The 24,786-nt window shown below is 69.0% G+C and carries 19 protein-coding genes and 1 tRNA gene; 10 read left to right on the forward strand and 10 right to left on the reverse strand.

Annotation, left to right across the window (positions count from 1 at the left end; genetic code table 11):
- Nucleotides 1-148: 148 nt before the first annotated feature.
- Nucleotides 149-880, reverse strand: coding sequence for a nitroreductase (locus tag GXW71_RS24815; protein WP_367617366.1), 732 nt, complete (start codon nt 878-880; stop codon nt 149-151).
- Nucleotides 877-2,208, reverse strand: a complete 1,332-nt coding sequence (locus GXW71_RS24820) for a dihydroorotase (RefSeq protein WP_211855385.1) — start codon at nt 2,206-2,208, stop codon at nt 877-879. The genes GXW71_RS24815 and GXW71_RS24820 overlap by 4 nt, the downstream gene beginning before the upstream one ends.
- Before the next feature lie 239 nt (nt 2,209-2,447).
- Here GXW71_RS24820 and GXW71_RS35530 point away from each other — a divergent pair, with 239 nt between their 5' ends.
- Nucleotides 2,448-3,713: an O-antigen ligase family protein gene (locus GXW71_RS35530; protein WP_211855386.1), complete on the forward strand. Its 1,266-nt coding sequence runs from the start codon at nt 2,448-2,450 to the stop codon at nt 3,711-3,713.
- Nucleotides 3,714-3,775: 62 nt separating this feature from the next.
- The gene (locus GXW71_RS24830; RefSeq protein WP_211855387.1) at nt 3,776-4,690 is read left to right on the forward strand and encodes a glutaminase; all 915 of its coding nucleotides are present in this window, start codon (nt 3,776-3,778) and stop codon (nt 4,688-4,690) included.
- On the opposite strand, the gene asnB is transcribed toward GXW71_RS24830, so the two are convergent.
- From asnB to GXW71_RS24850, 4 genes are read right to left on the reverse strand one after another with little or no spacing between them, the layout of a single operon-like run.
- Entirely contained in the window at nt 4,691-6,448 is a 1,758-nt protein-coding gene (gene asnB / locus GXW71_RS24835; RefSeq protein WP_211855388.1) for an asparagine synthase (glutamine-hydrolyzing), read from the reverse strand.
- Nucleotides 6,448-7,464: a glycosyltransferase gene (locus GXW71_RS24840; protein ID WP_211855441.1), complete on the reverse strand. Its 1,017-nt coding sequence runs from the start codon at nt 7,462-7,464 to the stop codon at nt 6,448-6,450. Before GXW71_RS24840 ends, asnB begins: the two co-directional genes overlap by 1 nt.
- A gap of 14 nt (nt 7,465-7,478) precedes the next feature.
- Complete coding sequence (locus tag GXW71_RS24845) at nt 7,479-8,243, reverse strand: glycosyltransferase family 2 protein (protein ID WP_211855389.1); 765 nt, start codon at nt 8,241-8,243, stop codon at nt 7,479-7,481.
- Nucleotides 8,240-9,160, reverse strand: a complete 921-nt coding sequence (locus GXW71_RS24850) for a glycosyltransferase family 9 protein (protein ID WP_211855390.1) — start codon at nt 9,158-9,160, stop codon at nt 8,240-8,242. Before GXW71_RS24850 ends, GXW71_RS24845 begins: the two co-directional genes overlap by 4 nt.
- A gap of 72 nt (nt 9,161-9,232) precedes the next feature.
- Between GXW71_RS24850 and ygfZ the strand changes: the two genes are divergently transcribed.
- Both ygfZ and GXW71_RS24860 read left to right on the forward strand, forming a co-directional pair.
- Nucleotides 9,233-10,066: a CAF17-like 4Fe-4S cluster assembly/insertion protein YgfZ gene (gene ygfZ / locus GXW71_RS24855; RefSeq protein WP_211855391.1), complete on the forward strand. Its 834-nt coding sequence runs from the start codon at nt 9,233-9,235 to the stop codon at nt 10,064-10,066.
- A 64-nt stretch (nt 10,067-10,130) separates the two neighbouring features.
- Nucleotides 10,131-10,216: transfer RNA gene (locus tag GXW71_RS24860), tRNA-Leu, on the forward strand.
- Between the two features lie 160 nt (nt 10,217-10,376).
- On the opposite strand, the gene GXW71_RS34980 is transcribed toward GXW71_RS24860, so the two are convergent.
- From GXW71_RS34980 to GXW71_RS24870, 3 genes are read right to left on the reverse strand one after another with little or no spacing between them, the layout of a single operon-like run.
- Complete coding sequence (locus GXW71_RS34980; protein WP_246526867.1) at nt 10,377-10,523, reverse strand: type II toxin-antitoxin system RelE/ParE family toxin; 147 nt, start codon at nt 10,521-10,523, stop codon at nt 10,377-10,379.
- Nucleotides 10,486-10,680, reverse strand: coding sequence for a type II toxin-antitoxin system RelE/ParE family toxin (locus GXW71_RS34985; RefSeq protein WP_367617367.1), 195 nt, complete (start codon nt 10,678-10,680; stop codon nt 10,486-10,488). The genes GXW71_RS34980 and GXW71_RS34985 overlap by 38 nt, the downstream gene beginning before the upstream one ends.
- Nucleotides 10,665-10,901 (reverse strand): hypothetical protein, encoded by a 237-nt coding sequence (locus tag GXW71_RS24870; protein WP_211855392.1) that lies wholly within the window; start codon nt 10,899-10,901, stop codon nt 10,665-10,667. Before GXW71_RS24870 ends, GXW71_RS34985 begins: the two co-directional genes overlap by 16 nt.
- 698 nt (nt 10,902-11,599) lie before the next feature.
- Here GXW71_RS24870 and GXW71_RS24875 point away from each other — a divergent pair.
- The 5 genes from GXW71_RS24875 to GXW71_RS24895 all read left to right on the forward strand — a co-directional run bounded on the left by GXW71_RS24875 (nt 11,600) and on the right by GXW71_RS24895 (nt 23,027).
- The gene (locus GXW71_RS24875; RefSeq protein ID WP_211855393.1) at nt 11,600-13,117 is read left to right on the forward strand and encodes an HsdM family class I SAM-dependent methyltransferase; all 1,518 of its coding nucleotides are present in this window, start codon (nt 11,600-11,602) and stop codon (nt 13,115-13,117) included.
- A 223-nt stretch (nt 13,118-13,340) separates the two neighbouring features.
- Nucleotides 13,341-15,863, forward strand: a complete 2,523-nt coding sequence (locus tag GXW71_RS24880; RefSeq protein WP_211855394.1) for a hypothetical protein — start codon at nt 13,341-13,343, stop codon at nt 15,861-15,863.
- The gene (locus GXW71_RS24885) at nt 15,860-20,224 is read left to right on the forward strand and encodes a DEAD/DEAH box helicase family protein (protein WP_211855395.1); all 4,365 of its coding nucleotides are present in this window, start codon (nt 15,860-15,862) and stop codon (nt 20,222-20,224) included. Before GXW71_RS24880 ends, GXW71_RS24885 begins: the two co-directional genes overlap by 4 nt.
- Nucleotides 20,221-22,467 carry a hypothetical protein gene (locus GXW71_RS24890; protein WP_211855396.1) on the forward strand — a complete coding sequence of 749 codons (2,247 nt, stop codon included), beginning with the start codon at nt 20,221-20,223 and terminating at the stop codon, nt 22,465-22,467. The genes GXW71_RS24885 and GXW71_RS24890 overlap by 4 nt, the downstream gene beginning before the upstream one ends.
- Entirely contained in the window at nt 22,464-23,027 is a 564-nt protein-coding gene (locus tag GXW71_RS24895) for a phospholipase D-like domain-containing protein (protein WP_211855397.1), read from the forward strand. The genes GXW71_RS24890 and GXW71_RS24895 overlap by 4 nt, the downstream gene beginning before the upstream one ends.
- 234 nt (nt 23,028-23,261) lie before the next feature.
- Here the strand turns inward: GXW71_RS24895 and GXW71_RS24900 are convergent, their stop codons facing one another.
- On the reverse strand, nt 23,262-23,702 hold the full coding sequence (locus GXW71_RS24900) for an Lrp/AsnC family transcriptional regulator (protein WP_211855398.1): 441 nt from the start codon (nt 23,700-23,702) through the stop codon (nt 23,262-23,264).
- 132 nt (nt 23,703-23,834) lie between these two features.
- On the opposite strand from GXW71_RS24900, the gene rocF reads away from it, so the two are divergent.
- Complete coding sequence (rocF, locus tag GXW71_RS24905; protein WP_211855399.1) at nt 23,835-24,758, forward strand: arginase; 924 nt, start codon at nt 23,835-23,837, stop codon at nt 24,756-24,758.
- Nucleotides 24,759-24,786 lie beyond the last annotated feature (28 nt).

Here is a 24,786-nt window from a genome sequence, read left to right on the forward strand (position 1 = left end):
GCCGGCCTGCCCATGCCCGCAGGTGACGCCGACGCCGGCCGCAGCGCCGGCGCCCGCGACCGCCCCGGCGCCAGCCGCACCGGCGCACTGAGTTCGCGCGGCCGATTCAGACCTCCAGGCCCAAGGGCCCTCCGGTCATCGGGCACGCTCAGAACCCGTAAAACCCTGCGAATGCCTCGACCGGGGCGCGTTCGGTCTCCAGCGCGTTCTCCGGCGCCGCCGGATCGGCGTGACCGAGCGCCATGCCGCAGACCACGACCTCCTCCGCCGGGATCGGCAGATGCCGGCGCACCGTGCCGTGCCGCGTCGCCAGCGCCGCCTGCGGGCAGGTGTCCAGCCCCTCCCCCCGCGCCGCGACCATGATGTTCTGCAGGAACATGCCAAGGTCGATCCAGGATCCGGTGTTGAGCCGCCGGTCCATGGTGACGATCAGCCCGACCGGGGCGCCGAAGAAGATGAAGTTCCGCCCCTGCTGGGCCTTCATCCGCACGGTGTCGCCGCGTTCGATCCCGAGCGTCGCGTAAAGGCCCCAGCCCACCTTGCGCCGCCGCGCCAGGTAGGGCTCGAACCAGGGGTCGGGGTAGTAGGCGTATTCGCGCTCCTCCGGCGTTCCCGCCTCATGCGCCGCCATCAGGTCGGCGCAGAGCGCTTCCCGCGCCGCCCCGGCTAGCGCATGCACCCGCCAGGGCTGGGTGTTGGAGCCGGAAGGCGCACGGGATGCGATGGCGAGCAAACGCGCGACCGTCTCCCGCGGCACCGGCGTCGGCAGGAAGGCGCGGATCGACCGACGCGACGTAATGGCCTCCGCCGCCGAGAGATATTGGCCCGGCCGATTCAGACCTCCGGGGCTATCGCCCCTCCAGTCATCGGACGGGATCACGCCCCCCGCGCCTCCGCGAAGACCACCGGGCGGCCCCGCGGGGTGCCGATGACCGCGTCGTCCCGCATCGCGAGGCCGCCGCGCAGCACCACCATCACCGGCCAGCCCGTGACCTTCTGGCCCGCGAAGGGCGTCCAGCCGCAGGGCGAGACGATCCAGCTCTCCTCGATCACGCGGGTCTTCTTCATGTCGACGATGGTGAAGTCGGCATCGTAGCCAGCGGCGAGGCGCCCCTTGCCGGTCACGCCATAGACCCGCGCCGGGCCGGCGCACATCAGGTCCACCAGCCGCAGCAGCGACAGCCGGCCGGCATTCACATGGTCGATCATCAGCGGCGCCAGGGTCTGCACGCCGGTCAGGCCCGCCGCGGTGTCCGGCCAGGGGCGTTCCTTGGCGGCGCGGGAATGCGGCGCGTGATCGCTCCCGACCGTGTCGACGGTGCCGTTGCGGACCGCTTCCCAGGCCGCCTCCATGTGCCTGGCATCCCGGATCGGCGGGTTCATCACCGCATAGCCGCCGAGGCGGCCATAGGCCTCATCGGTCTGCGACAGGTGGTTGATCAGCACCTCGACCGTCGCGACGTCGCGGTAATCGGCGAGGTATTCCAGCTCCTCCGCGGTCGAGACGTGCAGGATATGGGCGGGCCGGCCGGTCTTGCGGGCCAGTGCCATCAGCCGCCGCGTGCCGAGGAAGGCGCATTCCACGTCGCGCCATTCCGCGTGCTTGATGTGCGGCATGCCCGCCGTGTAGTGCGGCTTCCGCTCCTGCAGGCGGTACTCATCCTCCGAATGGTAGGAGATGCGGCGCCGGCCGCTCCTCATCGCGCGCTCCAGGCTCTCGTCATCCTCGATCATCAGGTCGCCGGTCGAGGAGCCCGCGAAGATCTTGATCCCGCAGACATTGGGCTGCAGCTCGAGGCTCGCGAGCTCCGGCGTATTGGCGCGGGTGCCGCCGATATACATGCCGACATCGACCCAGGCCTCGGCCTCGATCTGCCCCCGCTTGCGGTCGATCTGCTCGCGCGTGGTGATCGAGGGTTGGGTGTTCGGCATGTCGAAGACCGCGGCGAGGCCGCCGAGCAGCGCCGCCTTGGTGCCGGTCGCCAGCGTCTCGACCGACTTGTCGCCGGGGTCGCGCAGATGCACATGCGGATCGATCAGCCCGGGCAGCACATGCAGGCCGGCGCAGTCGAGGGTCTCCGCCGCCTCGGCGGTGCGGAGGTCGCCGATATCAGCGATGCGGCCGTGGCGCACGCCGACATCCACCGTCTCGATGCCGCCGGGCAGCACGCAGGCGCCGCCGCGCAGGATGAGGTCGAAATGGGCCATGGCAGGGTCCTCCTGCGCTCTCTTTGGCACCCTCAAACGCCGGGCGCAAACCTCCGGTTTGCTTGGCTTACGCGCCGTCAGGGCGCGTCGGCGGCGACTGCCGGTCGTGCGCGGGGCCGCATTCGCGGCCCCGGAGCATCGGCTTCGCCTTGCTCCGCAGGAATGGGTGGCGGCCTGCGACCGCTTGGCTTCCGCCCTCGGCGTTGCGCCAAAGCAGGGCCGGGGCTACTGCGGCGGCCGTGAGCCGCACCTCCCCTGCCTTCCCGATCGCGCTGCTGCTGCTGGTCATGCCGGCGGCGAGCGTCCTGCAGTTCCGTGCCATCGCGCCGCTGGCGCTGGTGGCGCTGGTGGCGACGGTGGTGCTCGCCTGGCGGGCGGAGAAGCGCCCGCCGGCGCCGCGCGGTGCGCCGCTCTGGGCCGCGCTGGCGCTGTTCGGCTGGGCGGCGCTCTCGGCGCTCTGGGCGCTGGAGCCGAAACGGGCGCTGCTGGATGCGCTCTCGCTCGGCGGCTTCGCGCTGCTCGGCGCCGCGGCGGCGGGGGCCGTCGCGCGGGCCGAGGATGCGGCGAAGCACCGGCTGGCGCTGTGGCTGGCCGCGGGGCTCGCCGCCGGCGTCGAGCTGGCGGCGATCGACTACGCCACCGGCAATGCGCTGCGCGCGGCGGTGCGCGGCCTCCGCGAAGCACCCGCGACGCTCGGCTTCGGCATCAAGCCCGCGATCACCGTCTTCGCGGTGCTGCTGCCGCTGGCGCTCGCCGCGCCGATCGCGCTCTGGATGCGGGCGGCGCTCGCGATCGCTGCGGTCGCGGTCGCGCTCTGGCTGCCGGCGGAGAGCGCCAAGCTCGCGATCCTGGCTGGGCTCGCCGGCGGCGGCATCGCGGCGCTGGCGCCGCGCCTGACATTCCGGCTGGTCGCGGCCGGGCTCGCCGCGGTGATCCTGGCGGCGCCGCCGCTGTTCGGCGCCGTGCTCGGCAGCGGGTTCAACGCGGAGCGGCTGCCGCCATCGGCCGCGCATCGCCTGGTGATCTGGGATTTCGCGCTGGAACGCATCGCCGACCGCCCGATCGCCGGCTGGGGGCTGGAGGCGAGCCGCGCTGTCCCCGGCGGGCGCGACGTGGCGCCGGAGCGCACACTGCAGCGCCTGCACCTCACCTCCCCGGCGTCACGGGACTGGTTCGGGCGGTCGGCCGCGCAGCGCCTGCCGCTGCATCCGCACAACGGCCCGCTGCAGGTCTGGCTGGAGCTCGGGCTGATCGGCGCGGTGCTGGCCGCGGCGTTGGTGGTGACGCTCGCGGCCGCGGCGCGGCACCGGCCGGCCAGCATGGGCGCGCTGGTCGCGGCCGCGGTGGTCGGCGGCCTCAGCTACGGCGTCTGGCAGGGCTGGTGGATCGCGCTGCTGCTGGTGCTGATCGCCGCCGCGAATGGCCTGCCACGACGGAGCGCCGCGCCGGTCGGCGCCGGAGGCGCCTCCGCCGTTCGGCCGTCTCCGGCACCGGGATCGCCCTGACCCGAGGCGCTGGACGTCGAGCCTCGGCACGTGCTGCATGTCGGCGACGGAGGCAAAACCCCATGGTCGACCTCGCAGATGCGGCCCGCCGGGTCCTCGACGCCATTCGCCCGCATATCGGCGAAGGCAAGGTCGCGACCTATATCCCGGCACTCGGCAATGTCGATCCCCACCAGTTCGGCTTCGCGGTGGCCGGCATCGACGGCACGGTCCATGGCGCCGGCGACCAGGACGTCCGCTTCTCGCTGCAGAGCGTCTCCAAGGTGTTCACCCTGGCACTCGCGCTCAGCCGCGGTGACGAGGCCATCTGGCGCCGCGTCCACCGCGAGCCCTCCGGCACCGCCTTCAACTCGCTGTTCCAGCTCGAGTTCGAACATGGCATCCCGCGCAACCCGCTGATCAATGCCGGCGCCATCGTCGTCACCGACCAGTTGCTTGCGGAGACCGGCGATGCGCTGGGCCTGCTCCGCGACCTGCTGCGGGCCGAGACCGGCAATCCCGATCTCGACGTCGACCGTGTCATCGCCGCCTCGGAATCCGAGACCGGGCATCGCAACCGCGCCCTGGCCCATCTGATGGCGAGCTTCGGCAATATGCGCAATCCGGTGGAGCAGACGCTCGACCACTACTTCCGGCAATGTTCGATCACCGTCAGCGTCACGGAGCTGGCGCGGGCCGGGCTCCTTCTCGCCCGGCACGGGTTGCAGGCGGATGGGTCCCGGCTGCTGTCCCCGCAGGATGCCCGACGGGTCGTCTCCATCATGCTCACCTGCGGCGCCTATGACGCGGCGGGCGAATTCGCCTATCGCATCGGCCTGCCCTGTAAGAGCGGCGTCGGCGGCGGCATTCTCGCCATCGTCCCGGACCGCTGCGCGGTCGCCGCCTGGGGGCCGGGCCTGGACGCACAGGGCAATTCGGTGACCGCCACCCTCGCCCTCGGCACCTTCGGCTCCATCACCGGGTGGTCGATCTTCTGATCAGCGCTCGGCCAGCGCCTCGAACACATCGCCCAGCATCTGGCGGCCTTCGACATGGCGGCGGTGCCAGAGGGCGTGGAACAGCAGGTGCCAGGCGGCGAAGGCTTCCTTCTTGCCGGCGGCGGCGCGGAACAGCGCCTGCACGCGGTCGGGCTTCGCGATTTCCGCGACGCCGGGCTGGGCCGCAACCAGCGCGCCGAGCCGCGCGCCATCCTCCGCGATCCAGGCGCCGATCGGCACGGTGAAGCCTTGCTTGGGGCGGAAGGGCTCGGAAGCCGGGAAGTGCCGCTCCAGCCAGCGGCGCAGCAGGTACTTGCCCATGTCACGCCGGACCTTCAGCGCATCCGGCAGGCGGAAGGCAGCGGCGGCGACGCCGGGGTCGAGGAAGGGCGTGCGGCCTTCCACCGCATGCGCCATCAGGCAGCGGTCGAGCTTGGTCAGCAGGTCGTTCGGCAGCCAATCCGCGACATCCAGCGCCTGGGCGCCCTGCAGGCGGGTGCGCCCGCCCGCCCCGGCCTCGATCTCCGCCGCCGCGATGCCGTCCCGCCAGCCGGTCGGCTCCGTCCGCAGCACGTCCAGGCCGTCGAAGGCGCCCTTGCGGCGCGGCGTCTTGCCGCCGAGCCACCAGGACCGCATGGCGCTGCGATAGCGGCCATAGCCGCCGAAGATCTCGTCCCCGCCTTCGCCGGAGAGCACCACCTTCACCTCCTGCCGCGCCCGGCGCGCCAGGAACCAGGTGGGGATGATGGCGTAGTCGGCGGCGGGATCATCCATGGCGCCGACGATGGCCGGCAGGTGCCGCCAGACCTCCGCCCGGGTCACGTCGATCGACACATGCCGCGCGCCGGCGGCCTTGGCGGCGCGCGCCGCCGCCTCCCGCTCATCGGCCGCTCCCGACACGTCGAAGCCGGCGGTGAAGGCGAGCACCGGACGGTCGTTCAGCCGCGCCATCATCGCGAGGATCGCCGCCGAATCCGTGCCGCCCGAGAGGAACATGCCGTAGGGCACGTCGCTCCGCTGGTGCAGGTCGACGCTCTGCTCCAGCGCGGCATCGAGGCGGGCGAGCGCTTCCTCCTCCCCGATCTCCTCCGGGCCGCCTTCGGGCAGCGCGGCGCGCCGGCGGCGTTCCACGATGCGGCCATCCGCGATGGCGATGGTCTCGCCCGGCAGCAGGCGGGTGATGCCGCGGAAGATGGTCTCCGCCCCCGTGGTGAACTGGAGCTGCAGCAGCTCCTTCAGCCGGTCGCCATCGAGCGCCGGCGCCAGGATGCCGGCGGCGAGCAGCGCCTGCGGCTCGGACGCGAAGGCGATGCCGTCGGCGAATTCGGCGATGTAGAGCGGCTTGATGCCGAAGGGATCGCGCGCCAGCACCAGGCGCCGCTCCGCCGGATCGTGCAGCGCGATTGCGTACATGCCGCGCAGCCGTTCCGCGAAGCCGATGCCATCGCGGCGATAGAGATGCAGCGGCGGCTCGCAATCCGACCCCGTGACGCAGGCGAGCTGGTTCTCGGTGCGGAGCTCCCGGTAGTTGTAGACCTCGCCATTGCCGATCAGCGCGGTGGGGCCGGCGAGGAGCGGCTGGTCACCGGTCTGCAGGTCGATGATCGCGAGGCGGGTATGGGCGAGCGCGACATTGCCGCTGACATGCTGGCCGCTGCCATCCGGCCCGCGATGGCCGAGGGCGGCATTCATGGCCGCGAGCATGGCGGTGGACGGCGTGACGCCGTTGCGCAGCGCGAGGCCGGCGATGCCGCACATCAGGCTCTCTCCTTCGCGATGCGGTGCAGGAAGCCGCGCCATTGTGCCACGACCGGCGCTTCGGCATGGGTGGTTTCGAATTCGGCGCGGCCCTGCCGCGCGAGCTCGGCGGCGCGCTGCGGATCCGCGATCAGCGCCGCGGCGGCGGCGGCGAGCGCCGGCGCATCCTCGATCGGCACCAGCAGCCCGGTCTCGCCATCGCGGATGACCTCGCGCGGGCCATGGGATGCCGCAGCGATGACGGGGCGGCCGGCGGAGAAGGCTTCCAGCACCACATTGCCTAGCGGCTCATGCCGCGACGGGCAGAGGAAGATGTCGCAGCCGGCGAGCAGCGCGCCGCGATCCTGCCGCCAGCCGAGGAAGGTGACGCGGTCGGCGACGCCGAGCTGCTGCGCCAGGCGCTGCAGCGCCTGATGCTCCGGGCCATCGCCGGCAAGCGAGAGATGCGCGCCTTGCGGCAGGTCCCGGAGCGCATGCAGCAGCGTGTCGAAGCCCTTGTTGCGGTGCAGGCGCCCCATGGCGAGGAGACGCGTGGTGCCGGCGAGCGTTGCCGGCGGCTGGCCGGAAAAATCCTCGACGAAATTCGGCAGCTTATGCGCGCGGTCGGCGGGCCAGCCCTCCGCGATCAGCCAGTCGCGGATGCCTTGGGTGTTGCCGACCAGGTGGTCGAAGCCGCGATAGTATTTCAGGTCGTAGTAGCCGCCGAGCCGCCCGACCAAGGGCACGCGGCGTGGCTTCGGCAGGGCGCGGACAGCGAAGCGTGCGGCGCGGTTCATCCAGGCGATGGCGACATCCGGCGCGAAGCCCTCCAGCGCGCGGCGGAGCCTTGGCGCGGTCAGCAGGTCGAACGGGCCGCGGAAGCCGAGCTGCACCGGGACCAGGCCGCCCACGACCAGCCGCAGCGCGCGATCCTCATCGCGGCGGATCACCGGCAGCACCTCGTCACCCGCCTTGTGCAGCGCGATGCTGAGGCGTTCGTAAAAGCCCTCGGCGCCGCCCATCGGCGCGCCGGCCATGATCTGCGCGATTTTCACTCGCGATGCTTCCCGGGCTCCAGCCGCGCCTTCAGGTAGGAGAGCAGCGGGAAGGCGCCGGTGCAGAAGGCGAGCAGCACGCCCCAGGCGCCTTCCTTGTAACCCCGACGGGAGACGTAGCTCTTGAAGGCCCGCGACACGAAGCGGCGGCAATTCCCGGCGAGGCTGCCGATATCGCCCGATGCCACCAGGTCCCGTGCCTTGGCGGTGCTGTAGCGGTCGAGCCGCTTCAGCATGTCCGCGATGTCGCGATCGACCAAGTGGATCAGCGCGCCCTGGGTGATCTTGGGGCCTTGCGTCCCGGTCCAGTCCAGGCCCGGATGCACGCGCTGCATGCGCCAGCGCTTGGCGCCGCGGCGGAACAGGCGCGGAACGGAGGTGGTGCCGAAGCTGCCGGCCCAGCCATGGCGGATTAGCCGGTCACCGACGTAGTTGTCGACCGGCACCTGGTGCCAGGCGAAGGCGGAGGTCGCGATGGTGGCGCGCACCGCCTGCGCGAGATCCGGCGAGACGCGTTCATCGGCATCGACTTCCAGCACCCAGTCACCGGTGCAGGCATCGATGCCGGCGTTGCGGCGCTCCCCCTCCAGCTCCCACGCGCCTTCGAGGATTCGGGCGCCGGCGGCGCGGGCGATGGCCGCTGACGCATCCGTGGTGCGGTCGAGCACGACCACCACCTCATCGGCGAAGCCGAGGCTCGCCAGGCAATCGGGCAGGCGGTCCTGCTCGTTGCGGGCGACCACGAGCGCCGAGAGTTTCACGCGGCCACCTTGGTGTTGCTGAGCAGCCGCGTGGCGGCTTCCACCACCTTGGCGACCGGCAGCGCTTCCATGGGCGCCTCCCCGGGCGGGCCATCGGCCAGGACGGCGGCGGCGCAGCGGCCCATCGGGCCGTATTCGGAGGCGGGCGTGGGGCCGAACAGGCCCAGGGTCGGCGCCCCGGCGGCGGCGGCGAGGTGCATCAGCCCGGAATCATTGCCGAGGAACAGCGCGGCGCGGGAGAGCAGCGCCGCGCATTCCGGCAGGCTGAGCGCGCCGACCGCATCGATCGCGCAGGGGATGGCCTGGAGCACGGGGGCGGCCATGGCGCGTTCCGCGGCCCCTGGCCCGGCCAGCACCACCGTACGGGCGCCGGCGAGCGGGCCGCCGGGGGCGGTGAGTGCCTGGTGGGCGGCGATGAAGCGCTCGGCCGGCCAGACCTTGCGGTCCCAGTTGGCGGAGGGGCCGAGGACGATGAAGCGCCCGCCGCCGGCCACCAGCGCGGAGGCGTGGATCGCATCGGCCGCCGAGAACCAGGCGACCGGGCGCGGCGGCGGGTTCAGGCCCAGGAGCTCGCCCAGATGGGTCAGCCGGTGCCCGGGGTGGCGGCCGCCGCGGGCGATGACCCGGCGCCGGGCGGGGATGAGGAAGGAGAGCGCGGAGGCGCGGAGGTCCACCACCAGGTCCCACCAGGTGAAGGCGACCTGCCGCCACAGCCCCAGCCAATGCAGCCCATAGGGCCGTTTCACCAGGGTGATGGTGCGGTCCCGATGCGGCATGCGGGCGAAGACGCCTTCGGCGACGGCGCCGCAGGCGATGGTGAAGTGGGCTGTCGGGTGGGCGCGCAGCAGGTGATCGAGCAGCGCCGTGGACAGCACCGCATCGCCGATGCGGGTGGAGGAGACGAAGAGGATTCGCACCGGGCGGGGTTAGCATGCCCCGCCAGGGATGGGCAGGTTGCGCCGGGCGGCGAGCGGGCTCATGTCTTGCCCATGCCGATCGCCCGCCTTCCCGCGCGGGCCGTGGTGGAGCTCAGCGGCGAGGACCGCGTGGGCTTCCTCCAGGGCCTGGTGTCCAATGATGTCGCGCTCGCCGAGCCCGGCCGCGCCGTGTTTGCCGCACTGCTGACGCCGCAGGGCAAGTGGCTGGCGGATTTCTTCATCCTGGCCGAGGGCGAGCGCCTGCTGCTGGAGACCGAGGCGGCGGGCGCCGCCGCCGTCGCCCAGCGCCTGTCCCGCTTCCGGCTGCGGTCCAAGGTGGCGCTGCGGGTGGCTGACGAATTTGCCGTGCACGTCGTCTGGGGCGGCGCGGCCCCGCCCGAGGGCGCCATCGCCGCCCCCGATCCGCGCCTGGCCGAGGCCGGGTTCCGGGTGCTGGCCACCGCCCCGATCGCGGCGGACGCGACGGCGGAGGACTGGGACCGCCACCGCCTGGCACTCGGCCTGCCGGAGGCGGCGGACCTGGAGCCGGAGGGCACCATCCTGCTGGAAGCCGGCTTCGACGAGCTGTCCGGCATTTCCTGGACCAAGGGCTGCTACATGGGCCAGGAGCTGACGGCGCGGACCCGCTACCGCGGGTTGCTGAAGCGCCGGATCCTGCCGGTGCGGGTGGAGGGCGCCCTGCCCGCCCCCGGCACGCCGGTGACGGATGCGGCGGGCGCTGCCCAGGGCGAGCTGCGCAGTGGCCGCGATGGCCGCGCCATGGCCCTGCTGCGCCTGGCCGCGCTGGACGGGCGGCCGCTGACCGCCGGCGAGGCCCGGATCGCGCCGGATGTGCCGGACTGGGTGAAGCTGCCGGAGCCGAAACCCGCGCCAGCCGGCGAGTGAGGCTGGGCGGTTCGCCCCGGCTTGCGCGGAGCTTTTCCCCGCCTTATCCCTGGGCTGTTCTGTTGCGGGTGTGGCGGAATGGTAGACGCGACGGACTCAAAATCCGTTTCTGGCGACAGAGTGTCGGTTCGAGTCCGACCACCCGCACCACTTCTTTTCGCGCCTTGCCGCCCACCAACCCAAGGCGCCGGTTCGACCTCGCTCCGCTCGGCCGCGCCATGTTCCTTTGCGCGATGCCGCCCGTCCGCCGCTATTCAAGCGGGCTTGCCTTGGCGCGGTCGCTATTTAAGCCAAAGACGGATTGCTAGAATTACTCGAATCCTTCCGGCCACTCACGCGCGGCGTGGACGACCGCGAGGATTTCCACGCGATCCGTCACTCTGTAGACGATGATATAGGGGGTGTCAGGCAGAACGAATTCACGCGTCCCTTTGGCCCGGCCCCTGCGACCCAACATCGGGTGATCGGCCAGAGAGCGGCTTGCCGCGCTCCGTCAGATCCCGCGCCAGCCTATAGGCCGCTGCCGGGTTGTCCTGAGCGATGTAGTCCTGAATCTGCTCGAGATGGGCGAGGGCTGCACCCGTCCAGACAAGCCGCATCAACTCGGGCGGCATTTGTTCACGACGCGGTCCAGATCATCGGACGTGGCAAACTCACCCCGTTCCGCCGCTTGCATGCCCTCCGCCACCTTGTCCAGGAAACGCTCCTGCCATTCGAGCGAGCGCCCGTTCTTCAGGGCATCCGCGATGACCTCGGAGGGGGATAGGCTGGACCGGGCTGCGATGGCGTCAATGCGGGCCTGCAGATCGGATGGAATATCGAGAACCATAGCCATAAACCCAGATTACATCATGAGCGCCCTGCGAAACATGGAAAAGCAGGCGCGGCGAGATGGGTGATGCCAGCCCCGACATCGGCTCGAGTCCGACCACCCGCACCATTCTTTTCCTTAAATTCCGTTCCTACGAAGTACGAAATCGAAAGCCCCGTTGTCGTGATCGAACTGGAGTGAGGGTAGGTGTGCTCTTGAGCGCCCCATTGCGGCAGACAACGTCCGCTTCGCGCCCATATCAGCCATCAAGTACAGTATTGCTGCTTCCGCAAAGCAGACATTGGCCACAATCGCACCGGAGGTCGGGGTTGTGCCACTTGCGGACGTTCGCCCCAGCGCGATAAGCAGACGCAGTGGCTGTCTCCGTCGGGTGTGCTGGAGACGCTCGAAAAGCGTGGCCCCGGGTACTTCAGCTACGCCGCGGAATGGCGCGCACGCGCACCTCCCGCCTAGAGGCCCCAGCCAGGCGTGCGCCATCCGCAGAATTGCTCTATTTCCCGCTTCCGATCGCTGGCCGCAGTGGCCAGATTTTCTGCTATTATGATACTCGGAGTAGTTGCGTAGAGTTCTCTGCCGCGCGATTATCGTTTGGGGCGTGAACCAAGATGGTGACTTGGCGAAAGGGCGGGCGCGCAATTCTTGCGCATGCGAGGCGGGCTGCGAAGGAGGTCGGGTCTTCTTGCAGCACGGACACCGCGCGGGTGCGCCTTGCCCGTGACCTTCTGCACGCTCGGATCGGCGACGATGAGCTCGGAAGCCTCGCACGCGCCCTCGCGGCGCTGACCGTCGACGAGCGCCACTATTGGGTCGGCGTCTTCTACACCCTGCTCCTCTCCGCCGACGTGCGGCGCGATCAAGCCGCTTACTTCACCCCGCCCTATCTGGCGAATGCGGTGCTGAACCTCGCTGTCGAATATGGGTTCGATCTCCGGTCGGGTTCGGTCCTTGATCCCGCCGCTGGCGGCGCCGCCTTCCTATCAACCATAGCGGCGCGGATGACCGCCAAGGGCGCCAAAGCCGGCCAGGTCACAGGCCGGCTGCGGGGGGTGGAGATCGATCCGGGCCTAGCGCGGATCTCCCGCACCCTCATCGCCGAGCGCTTGGCGCTTGGCGGCGCCTCTTCCATCGATGTCCAGGTCGGCGATGCGCTGCGTCGCCGATGGAAGGCCGAATTCGATCTCGTGGTCGCCAATCCGCCCTACGGCCGGATCACGCCCGCGGTGCTGGCCGGCGACCACTGGAAGAAGGTCGCCCACAGCGGCAACATCAACAAATACGCCGTCTTCGTCGAGCTGTGCCTCCGGGCCGCAAAGCCGGGCGCCCTGGTTGCGCTAGTCATCCCGTCGAGCTTCCGCACGGGTCCGCTGTACACCAAGCTTCGCGGCTATCTCCGTGACCAGGCACAGGTACTATGCGTCGCCGAGGTCGGCCCGCGAGACGAGGTTTTCGCTGACGTGGCCCAGGACGTCAGTGTCCTCTTGCTGCGAAAGACCAGCGCGGAAGGCCGGGCGGACACACGCTTCTGCGCCATCAGCGCGACGACTGGCATCACGGACATCGGGGCCTATCCCCTGCCGAAGGATTGGGAAGAGCCTTGGCCGTGCCCGACCCTCAGCGCCATGCCGCACGGCGGCGCCACGCTTGCCGACTATGGGGTCTCCGCCAAGGCAGGCTACTTCGTCTGGAACCGCGAGGGTGATCGCCTGCGCCGGGCGGCGGAGGCTGACGCCTTCCCGCTGATCTGGGCCAAGAATGTCAAGCCCGGCCGACCATGCCAGCCCGCAGGCAAGGACGGGAAAGGCGCGGATTTCGTCTCGTTCACCGAGGAGTCGACTTCGATCGTCCGTCGACCCGCGGCGGTGTTGCAGCGCACGACCAACAACAAGCAGCCCCGGCGGCTGGTGGCGGCGGTCGTCGACCCCGCCGTCTATGCCCGTTGGGGCGGCTTCGTCACCGAGAACCACACCATCGTCCTGGCGGGGGACCGGGCGGCGGATGTTGCCCTTGTTTGCCAACTCCTGAACACCGCTGCGGCCGACGTCCGATATCGTGCGCTCTCGGGAACGTCGGCGGTGTCGGTGCAGCTCTTGCGCTCGCTCGATCTGCCCAAGCCTGCCTGCCTGAAGACGGCGTTGAAGATTCACGCCGACCCCGAAAAGGCGGCTGTCGCGGCCTACGAAGCGTCGGCCCAGCAGCCCGCGAGCCGCCATGTCGCGTGATTGGGATGGCCGAGGCCGTGGGCCGCGTGTCGGCTTCCAGACGCGCTTCGATCAACGGCAGGCGGCAGCGGGCCAAAGGGGCCAGCTCGCCCGTCAGATGGCCGACTCCGTGGCCAAGCGAGCGGCGGCCGCAGCGCTACCACCGCGGACGCAGCGGCCGTCAGCCGCCTATGTCCAAGCGCTTGGCGGGCTCCCGCTCCACCAGATTGGCAGCCAGCATTCGTTGGGTGTCGCGCCGCCCTACCGCAAGCTCGTGGAGATCATCGCGAAAGCGGCCGGTGACGGCGGGCGTCGCACGGTGCTGATCTGGCCGGCGTCGGAAATCTCGCTGGCCGCCAGCGCCGTCCTGACGTGCCTGGCTGACTGCCTTGCCGCGACGGCGATCGAGGTCGTCCACGATGGCGAAAAGTTCTCGGCCCTGTCCACGCCGATCGGGCTACGGACGCTACTCTTCCCGGCGGCCAGCACCGTCCATAGACCCCTCAAGGATGTCTACGCCGACAAGACCACGATCGCGCGCTGTCACACCCAGCATCATGTCAGGGCTATCCGGTACGCCGACCAGGCTGGCCTGGCGGACTATCACCAAGCCCTGTCGCGCGTGAAAACCCTCACCGGCCGGGCGCGCGACGGCCGGGTCTACGATGAATTCCGCCATCCCAACCTCGACGAGATGGTTGCGAGCGGCCCGCTGAGCGGTCCCGTACCCGACCACGGTCACCTTCTCTGGCATGCCCGCAGCAAGACCGACTTACGGGTGCAGAGCCGGACGGGCTTGGCGGACGATCCCAAGGCGGCGCCCTACTTCGCCTTCTCCTTGCGGGCCGACGACGCCGCGGCTGCCCGCATCAACGCTGCGGCCCTCCCCCTTGACGCGCTGCTTCTCGACCTGACGCGGCGAGGGCGCGCACGGCTCGGCCTGCACTGGCGGGAGAGGATCAGGGAACTCACCGCCAAGGTCGAGGCGGCCCATCGCGGCATCGGTGTCGTCGCCTTGACCGATGATCCCTGGACCTTCGACGCAGTCCGGTTCGAGGCGCTGGCGATCGAAACCCGTGTGCGTGCAAGGGTGGAACGTAAGCCTTGCCTGTCGGAGGTCGTATTCGCCGTGGACAGCGCCGTCGCGGCCCCAGCTCAGGAAACGCCCACCCAATGGCGAGGCTGTGAGCGCATCGCGGTGGAAGGCTTCGGCGGCGATCTCGTCGCGGAGGTTGCGCGCCTCCGGTCACTTGCCACGACGGCAACGGACGCCGGCGATCTGCGCGGCGCCGAAATCGTCCGTCGACTGATTGGCCGACTTCGCCGTGCGGCATCCCTGCCAGCCTCGCTTGGCGCACTCAGCGACTACGTCACCGAGGAGATGGGTTCGGCCGTCGCGGCGGAGCAGGTCGCGGCGTACCAAGTCAATGCCTTGATCGCGGACCTGACCGAGCCGAGCTCGGTGCTTTCCCAAGTCGCGTATGACGACCTGACCGCCTCGGTCGCCAAGGCCCGCGAACTGCGGGGAAAGGTCGATCTGGCGACGCCTATGTCGTCGCTCGTCGAGGCGGCGGTGCGGAAGTACCTTGGCTCCAGCTCCAAGTGCCTGTTTGTCTTCCGAAGCGATCTGATCGCTGAGCTCGCCTACGACGACCTAGCGTCGCGACTTCCAGACCTGGAAGCCCGCATCGACAACGGCATGATCCACTTCACCGACGTGCAAGGTGCCGCCGACATCGCGAGCCTTCCAGACGCCGAGCGCAATCACTTCTTCAGAATGGTCCTCGTAGGGCCGACGCGGGCCCAACTCCTGGGTTGGATGGCCAAGCCATGGCTTCCCAAGGAGTTGCTGATCCTCCTCGATCTCGACACGATCCGATCGACCAGTCGGGATGCGCTTCGGCTCTCCGAGTACCCCGAATTCTCGTCCCTGCAGCAGCGACTCAGCCTCTTGGCTCAAAAGACGCGCGAGGCCGCCAGCCGCCTCGGCGGGGCCGCGATCAACCTCGACAGCCTCGAGGCGCCGCCGGAGGATGTCGAGGTTCCACTTGGGTCGGTCGTCGACATGGCCGGGCCGTCGCGGACACCGCGCGACCTGATCGAGTTCACGTTGTCGAACGATCTGACGGTCATCGCCCGCCCGCGCACCCGGCTCGTCTCGAAACTTCCGAGCCAAGCGCTCGTCAGCTACGGCGAGACCGAGGCATCCAAGGTGGGCAAAGGCGACGAGATCTGCGTCATGGGCCGGGCATTCATCGAGAAGATGCGGCCGCTGCTCAACATCTCGGCAGTCGCGGCCGAGGAGATCCGGACCTACCACGACCTAGTCCGCGAGAAATTCGATGCCCTGATGCCAGGCCAGTCCGTTTCCGCGCGGCTGCGTGTCGTGTCCGAAAAGATGGGGCTACCGCGTGTCGAGCCTGCCACCATCCGCTATTGGGTGACCCTCCACGACGAGGCCGACAAGGCCTTGCACGACGTGGTGCCCCATGCGCCGCGCGACCGAGAGACCTTCCTGCGGTTCATGGCAGCCCTGGGCCTGTCAGACGGCGCTGCGCGCCGGTTCTGGGCCTGGGCCGTCATCGCCCAACGTTCCGTCCGGCAGCGCGTCGGCGCCGTGCTGTACGATGCCTACCGCAGCATCCTTGTGGATCCGCACGGCGCCGACGCGTCACAACTCGATCGATTGACCAGCGTGAAGGCGGTCCGCTCCGCGGCCGAGCAGTTCGTCGCCACCGTCACCGCGCGCCGGGAGTTCCGAGGATGAGCATCGGCTACACGGCCGCGCAGCTGCGGGACATTGATTCAGAGGTCAAGGAGGCGGTCTGCGACGCCCTGGTCAACCTCATCGTTGCCCGGGTTTCCGGCGCCGACGAAGGGCAGGTCATCTTCGGCCGTTCGCCTCGGAGGGCGATCTTCTCCGGCCAGCTCTTGCCGCGCTTTGACGACAGCGGCCAGGAGGACGAGACCTCAGATATCCGGATTGCGGCCATCGGTCTCGACTTCACCGCGAGGTCTGGGGTCGCCGGCGACCTCACCATCGAACCGCGCGCGGCGGTCTTTATCAGGGCCCTGCCGACCTGGGCGGAATTGCAGGACCCCCGCAACGGTCTAGATATCGATTTTCGGCTAAACACGGCCACCCAAGCCGCCGTCGACCTCGCGATCCGCACGCGACGCCAGCAGCTGTTCGCCGAACAAGGGCTGGACCGGCCGCGGTGGCGCGACCTGACCGAAGCCGGTCGATCGGAGGTGCGTAGGCGGCGCTCCGAAATCCAGGAGCAGGTGCGGATCGAGGCCTACCAGGCTCAAGGTATCGAGCTGGTCCGCGGCGACATGGATGACCAGGCGGTAGTCGAGGCTCCGGCCGAGGCGGCCGAGCCAGCCGATGCCGGCCAAGATCCGGCGCAGCAACAGGATGAGGAACCGCGTCCCCGGATCGCGACCCTGCTGCGCGCCGGCCGGCGCATTCCATATGGGCTGATCGATCCGGCACCCCTCCCCGGAAAGTGGGTCCGCCTTCCCTTGGCGCTACCCGTCGGGACGCTGCGGTTGGAGGTGGACGACGCGGCGCTGGCGGCGGCCGTCGAAACTTACCGTGACCGGCTGCGCGCGGCCGCCGCCGCCAGCGTTGCGGGTTGGTTGGCCTCGGAGGCGGGTCGCCTCTCAACCTGGCGAAACGTCGCCATCCGCCCGCCCGATGCGCAGGGCGAGGCGTCGTATAACGTCTTCCTCGCAGCGGCCCGGAACCTGCCGATCAATGCGACCGACGTCGCACCCGACCTCTCGCAACTGACGATCACAGCCGAACGGCAGCAGGACTTTCTCGATCCCACGGTCCAGTCCTACCGGCTCACCCTCGATAACCAAGCCCGCGAGGTTTCACTGCAGCAGGCGCTGATGCGCTGTCACGCGCTGTTCGGGTGCTCGCTCAAGGTCGAGCTGCCCCGAGCGGCGCATATCCCGCTCCGCCTCGACCGCGTCGAGCCGTCGTACCGGTTCCGCCACTTCCTGGAATACCCTGCGATCGGGCTGAACTGCGGTATCGACGCTGACCTACGCGACGAGATCATCGCGCTTAGGACCACCTGGGCGCCGCGTTTCGTTCAACCGCGGATCATTCCCCGAAGCGCCGACGTGCCGACGCAGTTCGGACGCTTGGCTGACCGGGGTTTCCGGATCAGCGACCTCCAGGTGTTGCCCGCAGCCTATACAGCCTGGATCCGCGACCACGTCAGCAGCTTGAGACACCAGGTCAGGGAAGGGCTGTCGGCCGAGGACGCCGACGTCGAGACTGAGCGCCTGGCGGTCGACGAGGCGGAGCAGATCGCGGAAGCCGGCTTCATTCGACGCGGCGTCGACCTCCTGGTCGACGCGCAGGCCGCCGCCGAGCAATTGGCGGCTGGGCCTAACGGGCCAAACGCCGCGACCCTTCGCCGACGAGCGGCCCCCTACGAAGCCTGGCTCCTGATGAACCGCGCCTTCTTCGAGCGCGATGGCGCCGACGCGAACCGCGGGTGGCGCCTTTTCCAGCTCGCCTTCGTACTTGCGCACATTCCGACGCTTGCCTCGCGGATGCCGGAGTATCGGGCCTACTACGACGCGCGGCTCGACGAGAACACGGTCAGCCTTCTCTATTTCCCCACCGGCGGCGGCAAGTCGGAGGCCTTCTACGGCACGCTGCTAATCGGGCTCTTCCTCGACCGGCTCCGTGGCAAGCATCGCGGCGTCTCGGTTCTGATCCGCTACCCACTTCGCCTCCTCACCCTGCAGCAGGCGCAGCGCCTGCTGCGGCTGCTGGCGAATGCCGAGCTCATCCGACGCCGAGAGAACATTGGGACCTGGCCGTTCGAGATTGGGTTCTGGGTGGGGGCCTCCAACACGCCCAATCGGTATTCGGTCATTACGGCGGATGTGCCGCTCGCGAGCGATGCCGAACACCCCGACGATTCCCGGCTCGAGGAAGGCGCGGACGAGCCCGCCGTCATCAGGGAGCGTGGCCGACGCTATCGCGATCTGCGAACAGCTTACGACAAAGTGCCGACCTGTCCATGTTGTGGGTGGACCACCGGGCTTCGGCGCTATGAGAACGACGGGCCCACGGCCAAGCGCCTGGCCATCATCTGCTTCAACCGGCGCTGCGCCTGGAACCAGGCCCATGGCGGGCTAACGCCGCTCCCCTTCCTGTTGACGGACGACACCATCTACGCGCGGGCGCCATCGGTCCTGCTCGGCACCGTCGACAAGCTCGCCATGCTGGGCCAGCACACCGACACGATAGCCAAGGTCGTCGGCATGTTCGGCCTTGCCCGCTGGGTCGGGCCCACGGGACATCTGGAGAGCCCCCGCAAGATCGAGGATCTCAGAGATGGCCCTGGGGCGACCGGGTACAGTCCGGTGTTCCCCGCCTATCGAAATGGCCAGAGGGTTTTCTTCGACCCCTTCCCCTCACTCATCATCCAGGACGAGGCGCACCTTCTCGAAGAAAGCCTCGGCACCTTCAGCGGCCTGTTCGACACGCTGTTGGAGAACGTCTTCCAGGAGATCGACACCGCCGCCGGCGATGACTTGCAGCTGGCGCGGACCTGGCAGGGCGACGAGTGGGGCCCGGCCCGCATGCCCAAGGTGATCGCGGCGACCGCGACGATCTCAGATCCAGACCGCCAGATCGAGGTGCTCTACCAGCGCCGGGCGCTACGTTTCCCCTATCCCGGGCCTGACATCTACCATTCCTTCTTCGCCGAGCCGGCGCCGGCGCCGGCCGACAATCCGGACCGGCGGCGTCTCGCCCAGGTCCTGCCACCATGGGAAGCACCCGAGGCGACGTCGCCTTGGATGAGACTCTACGTCTCCCTGATGACCAACGACGCCACCCACACCGTGACCTCGGTTCACGTGCTGGGCGTCTTTCACACTCTGATCGGCGAGCTGTGGGCCGACCTGGTCAGGGATGAGAGTCGAGGGGCCGCGATCCAACGGCTGCGGGTGGCGATCAGTCCTGGACGGGCCGGTGACTGGCGCCGCGCCGCCATAGATCGCTGCCTCGCGGATCACCGCGACGAAGACGTCCTGGCGGTGGTCGACCTGCATCGGATCGCCCTGGCTTATGTGACAAACAAGAAGGGCGGCGACCAGATCATGGACGCCCTCGACGCGGCCGTCCGCCTCGGGCACCAGGCCGCCGGCATCCCCTTGGAGCACTTCGACAGCCGGCTCATTTCCGGCGGCGTCGACATGAAGGACATCCAGACCGTCATGGGAGACGCGGAGCGCAGCTTGGCCGGGCGGGACTATCCGCCCCTAGATGACCTCGTCCGCAACATCGTGGCGACCTCAGCGATCAGCCATGGCGTCGACGTCGATCGCTTCAACAGCATGTTCTTCGCCGGCCTTCCCTCCGACATCGCGGAATACATCCAGGCCTCGAGCCGGGTCGGGCGGACCCACGTCGGCTTCGTCATGCTCCTGCCCACGCCGCAGAGCCGGCGGGATCGGTATGTCGTGGAGACGCACGACATCTTCCATCGGTTCTTAGAGCGCATGATCGCACCGCCGGCGGTGGAGCGATGGGCGGAAAACGCAATCCGTCGGGTCTTCGCGTCCTACATCCAGGCCTGGGCGATCACCAAGGAGGGCGTGGAGTTCGTTCGCCGGCCAGACGCGACCAAGGACATGGTCCCCCAATTTGACTTCGTGCGCCGCCTCGGCGCCGACGCCCGACGAGAGCCCATCCGCTTTCCGGACGAGGTCGGCAACTTCATCCTGAGATCAGCAGGCTTCGAGGGCCGAGGGCGCGACCACGTGGGTCGGCCCGTCTATGACGAGCCCTACCGCCGCCTCGTGGATCGCGCGTCTCGAGAGTTCTCCAACGCGATGCAGGCCCAAGCGACCGAGAGCCGGCTGCGCGACTATTGGAGTGATCAGACCGCGGTCTTCAAAAAGCCGATGACGTCGCTGCGCGACGTCGATGAGGCCGGGATGATCGTGGGCTCGGCTTACGATCCGGCTTCGCGGACGAACAACACACGGGTCGACTCCGCCGCCCTGGCGCGGGTCATGCGGGCGATTCGCAGCCAACGCGGCGCAGGGGCGGAAACCGATGGCGAACTTGATGGAGACAACGCGTGAGCCGCCCGCCCAATGGTCGCCCACCGCAACGGGATGATGGCTGGCGGGATCGCCGCCCCGCCGCGATGCGCGGGGGATTCGACGCGCCGCCCAACCCGGACATCGAACCGCCGAAGATGATGCGCTCGCGAGTACAACTCGCAACTTCCTACGCGCCCGGCGTTCTCCTAACTTGGGAGGGGGGCAAGGGTATCTGCCGGTCTGTCCCTATCCGCCGTCCCGTCACACTCGACCGGACGACGGAAACGCAGATCTTCGACGGCATCCGGGAGTTTGCGGAGAACTGGCAGTCGCGCGCCCTTTCGGCGCGGCCCGCCGGAGAGGTCGCGCCAGCCTTGGCGTTAGATCCAGACTTCTTCGACCCACGCACCAACCGCGTGGAGATCGATCAGCAGCACTTCGAGCCGACCGACCCGAGCGTGGTCGGCTACGTGCCATATCCTCTGGTTTTTCAGTGCGGGGTTTGCGGCCGGATCCGAGAGTTCACCTCCGTCGACGACCTCGACCACCAGCCCTTGCCGCGGCGTTGCGGCGACCACGAAGCGCGATGGGGCCAGGTCGATGTGGTCTATGCCCATTGGTCCGGCAGCATCGAGCCGCTCAGCCCAAGCGGATACCGCTTCGATCCCGCCGACTCCCGAGTGCATCGGATCGACGTCTGCACCTGCGGCGCCAGGAACTATTCGCTGCGCAACCGAGCGCCTGTATTCTCGGAATGGCGGTTCGTTTGCGACGAATGCGGCGTGACCCGGGAATTGAAGAAACCCGACCACGACACCTACGAAATCCTGGAGGCGGACCGCCAGGCCGGGGGCCGCCAGTACGAGTTCATCGAAGTCAACATGCTTCCGGTCTCGTACCGAGCGAACTCGGCCTTCTATCCCCAGCGCGGCAATTTCATTGAATTCCGCAGCGCCGATGTCGTCGATCTGCTGACCGAAGGCCGGCGCTTCGACCTCGCCCAGGCGCTCGCCCGCATTTACGACGTCCCGCTCGCTGAGCCGAGCGAGGCGGACATCGAGGCGGCGCTTCGCAATGCCGGGCGCACAGCAGAGTGGGAAGAGTATCAAGACCTCCTCGACATGCTCCGGCGCGCTGAGGAGCGCCGCTCGCCGGACGGCGTTCTTCGCTGGCGGGGGGCGATCGCCCAGACGCGCGAGGCTTGGTACGCCAGCGGTGTGGTGGAGCGCGGGCAGGTCCAGAGCCCCGCGCTGGTGCGAGCGGCGCTGAACCGGGAAAACTGGGCCCGACGCTACGATCCGATCCGCCTGGCGCTGCAGCATAACGCCTTCGTGCAAGAGCACATCGCCGACCGGCTTCCGGTCTTCGGAGCCGTCGATGTGATGACGCCCGACGCGCAACTCTCCGACGTCGCGGGTAATCCGGCGGCGCTGGCCCGCTATCAAGCGATGATCGGACCCCTCCTTGAGACGATGGGCCTCGAGCGGATGGTGCTCATCCGCGGCTTGCCGATCTGCGAATTTAGCTTCGGCTATTCGCGGGTGTCGCCCGGACCGATCTACCATCGCGAGTCGCAGGGACGGTCGGTCGCCATGCCGGTGCGGCTGAAGGCCTTCGACGCCCTGCCGGTCCCGGGCGGCCGAAAACATCCGATCTACGTGACCCAGCAGAGGAACGAGGCGCTCTATTTCCGTTTGGACGAAGCCAAGGTCCGGCGCTGGCTTGAGCTGAACGAGGTGCCGGACACGCCGCCGCACGGCGTGCATATCGGCCTGCGCTTGATCGAGACCTATCAGGACTTCGGGCCCTTCCTGGAGGATTACAAAGACCGCGAGCGTGGAGGGACGCCCCGGAGTCTCGGGTCCTACGTCTATCTGCTGCTGCACAGCCTGGCCCACCAGCTGATGCACTCGTTGGCCGACCTCTCCGGCCTCGACGCGGACGGCCTGGGTGAACACCTGTTCCCCGCCGACCTTGCCTTCGTCCTCTATCGGAAGGGCATGACGCCCGACCTCGGCAACATCTCGGCCATGTGGCGCAACCACGCCGAGGATTACCTGCGGCGGGCGATCGACCCCCGGCTGCTGCGATGCGGCTCGGGCTCGCTTTGCGATTCACGCGGCGGGGCCTGCCCCGCCTGCATCATGGTCAGCGAAGTCACCTGCGTGGCCTCGAACCAGCTCCTGTCGCGCGCCGCCCTGCGCGGCGGCCCGGCCCCGACCTGGGAAGCCGCGACCGCGCCGCGGATCATCGGCTTCTTTGATGAGCGCGTTCGGACGTGAAGGCGCAGGATCTTGTCTCACCGAAGGGGACAGCCCGTCTCGTCGTCACCCTGCCTGGCGAACAAAGCCGGTTCGGAGAGGCGCTGAAACGCCATGCGGGCGAGGCCTTCACGACGCTCACCGACACGCACGACGCGTTCACCCATATCGCCCGCCGAGCGATTGACCGGCTCGTCATCATGGTGCCGTTCATCGACAAGGCCGGCGCGGCCTGGGCGGCGGAGTTGTTCGAAGCGACGGCGGCGGCCCAGCGGGTGTTGATCCTGCGCGACGCGTCGCAGCTGATGGCTTGCGGCCGAGCTGGAGTTCGCTTGAGGATGCTGGCGACAGGTGTTTTCGACTACTGCTTCACTGACGGCCACAACGGCGCGGCGCTGGGTGAGACCTTCCACGCCAAGGTCGTCGTGGCCGATGGCGTTAACGCATATGTCGGCTCAGCCAACCTCCTGCGGCGGTCGCGACATTCAAATCTTGAGTGCGGCATGCTCATCGACGGACCGGGCGCTCGCGCGGTCGCGATGCTCGTCGATACTGTCCTCAACATCGCTCATCGAGCATAGTCGGTATTCGAGCAGCACTGACACGCCACACCAATTGCTAGCAGGCCACCCGAAAGCGGACGTTCCGAACTTCGCCTAGGGGTCGGATCGGATTGCAGAGGTTCGCTGAGCTGGATGTCCGCTGTCGCCTTCGGGCGCCATTGAGCTGGCAGTCGGCATTCGGCCATCGCGCGTCGCTGATCGCTCACCGCGCAGCCGCCCTCAGCCAAGCCTCACACACTGACGCCGCCCCACCTAGCCAAGCCTCGCCCTCGTCGTCCTCGGCGTGGCCAACAGCAGGTTCGTCTCGCTGCCCGTGATGCCGGGGATCAGCCTGATCCGCCGCAGCACGTCATCGAACTCCGTCAGGCCCGCGGTCCCCATCTCCACCACCAGGTCCCAGCGGCCATTGGTCGTGTGGATGGCGGAGACCTCCGGGAAGCCGCCCAGCGCCTTGATGACGCGCTCCGTCGCATGGCCCTCGATCTCGATCAGCATGATGCCGCGGATCTTCTGCTCCACCGCATCGGCCCGCAGGATCACCGTGTAACCGATGATGTCGCCGGCCTTCTCCATCCGCTCCATCCGCGCCCGCACCGTGGCGCGGGAGATGTTGAGCGTGGCGGCGATGTCGGAAACGCTGCGGCGGCCATTCTGGCGCAGCAAGGTCACCAGCTTCTCGTCCAGCGCATCCATGGCTGACCAATCCGATCAATCGATCCGCCAGAATGGTAGCTTTGGCTGCCCTCTTTGCCAATTCTGATGCTTCATACCGCCGGACGCGGCTGATCAGATAGGCTTCTGGTTGGCGGAGAAGGAGGACGGCCGATGCGCTGCGTCATCCTCGGCGCGCCGGTGCAGGACGGGGCCGGGCGCATGGGCTGCGAAATGGGGCCGAGCGCGCTGCGCACGGCAGGCCTCGTCTCCGTCCTCACCAGGCTCGGCCACCAGGTGGAAGACCGCGGCGATATCCGGCGCGGGCCGGCACGCCCCCTCACCCACCCCAACGCCGCCCTGAAGGCGCTGCCCGAAATCGCCGCCTGGACGGCGGTGATCATGGAAGCCGCCTATGCCGCGAGTGCCGCGGCAATGCCGATCTTCCTCGGCGGCGATCACGCGATCTCCGCCGGCACCATCGCCGGCGTCGCGCGCCGCGCGCAGGACCAGGGCCGCAAGCTGTTTGTGCTCTGGCTCGATGCCCACCCCGATTTCCACACGCTGGAGACCAGCGAAAGCGGCAACCTGCACGGCGTCGGGCTCGCCTATGCCAGCGGGCTGCCAGGCTTCGCCGGCTGGTTCCCGGACCTGCCCGTCGCCGTCGACCCCACCCGCATCTGCACCATGGGCCTCCGCAGCGTCGACCCGGCGGAGCGCACAGCGCTCGCCGCCGCAGGCGTCACTGTCCATGACATGCGCGCGGTGGATGAGCATGGCCTCGCGCCCCTGCTGCGCGGCTTCCTGCAGCGTGTCGCGGCGGAGAATGGCATCCTGCATGTCAGCCTGGACGTCGATTTCCTCGACCCCGCGATCGCGCCCGCCGTCGGCACCACCGTCCCCGGTGGCGCCACCTTCCGCGAAGCGCATCTGGCGATGGAGATGCTGCAGGATTCCGGCCTGGTCGCCAGCCTCGACCTGGTGGAACTCAACCCCTTCCTCGATGAGCGCGGCCGCACCGCAACCCTGATGGTCGACCTGACCGGCAGCCTGATGGGGAAGCGGATCATGGACCGTCCGACGAGGGCCTTCGTCTAGCGCGCGTCTTCACCCGCAGGAGCGTCCG

This window comes from Plastoroseomonas hellenica (assembly GCF_018129085.1).
In the GTDB taxonomy this organism is placed as follows: Bacteria; Pseudomonadota; Alphaproteobacteria; order Acetobacterales; family Acetobacteraceae; genus Plastoroseomonas; species Plastoroseomonas hellenica.

What these genes read in the sequence shown, in the direction of transcription:
- GXW71_RS24820 (WP_211855385.1), bottom strand. Translation starts at nt 2,208, where the DNA reads ATGGCCCATTTCGACCTCATCCTGCGCGGCGGCGCCTGCGTGCTGCCC.
- GXW71_RS24830 (WP_211855387.1), top strand. Translation starts at nt 3,776, where the DNA reads ATGGTCGACCTCGCAGATGCGGCCCGCCGGGTCCTCGACGCCATTCGC.
- asnB (WP_211855388.1), bottom strand. Translation starts at nt 6,448, where the DNA reads ATGTGCGGCATCGCCGGCCTCGCGCTGCGCAACGGCGTCACGCCGTCC.
- GXW71_RS24840 (WP_211855441.1), bottom strand. Translation starts at nt 7,464, where the DNA reads ATGGCCGGCGCGCCGATGGGCGGCGCCGAGGGCTTTTACGAACGCCTC.
- ygfZ (WP_211855391.1), top strand. Translation starts at nt 9,233, where the DNA reads ATGCCGATCGCCCGCCTTCCCGCGCGGGCCGTGGTGGAGCTCAGCGGC.
- GXW71_RS34980 (WP_246526867.1), bottom strand. Translation starts at nt 10,523, where the DNA reads ATGTTGGGTCGCAGGGGCCGGGCCAAAGGGACGCGTGAATTCGTTCTG.
- GXW71_RS34985 (WP_367617367.1), bottom strand. Translation starts at nt 10,680, where the DNA reads ATGCCGCCCGAGTTGATGCGGCTTGTCTGGACGGGTGCAGCCCTCGCC.
- GXW71_RS24870 (WP_211855392.1), bottom strand. Translation starts at nt 10,901, where the DNA reads ATGGCTATGGTTCTCGATATTCCATCCGATCTGCAGGCCCGCATTGAC.
- GXW71_RS24885 (WP_211855395.1), top strand. Translation starts at nt 15,860, where the DNA reads ATGAGCATCGGCTACACGGCCGCGCAGCTGCGGGACATTGATTCAGAG.
- GXW71_RS24900 (WP_211855398.1), bottom strand. Translation starts at nt 23,702, where the DNA reads ATGGATGCGCTGGACGAGAAGCTGGTGACCTTGCTGCGCCAGAATGGC.
- rocF (WP_211855399.1), top strand. Translation starts at nt 23,835, where the DNA reads ATGCGCTGCGTCATCCTCGGCGCGCCGGTGCAGGACGGGGCCGGGCGC.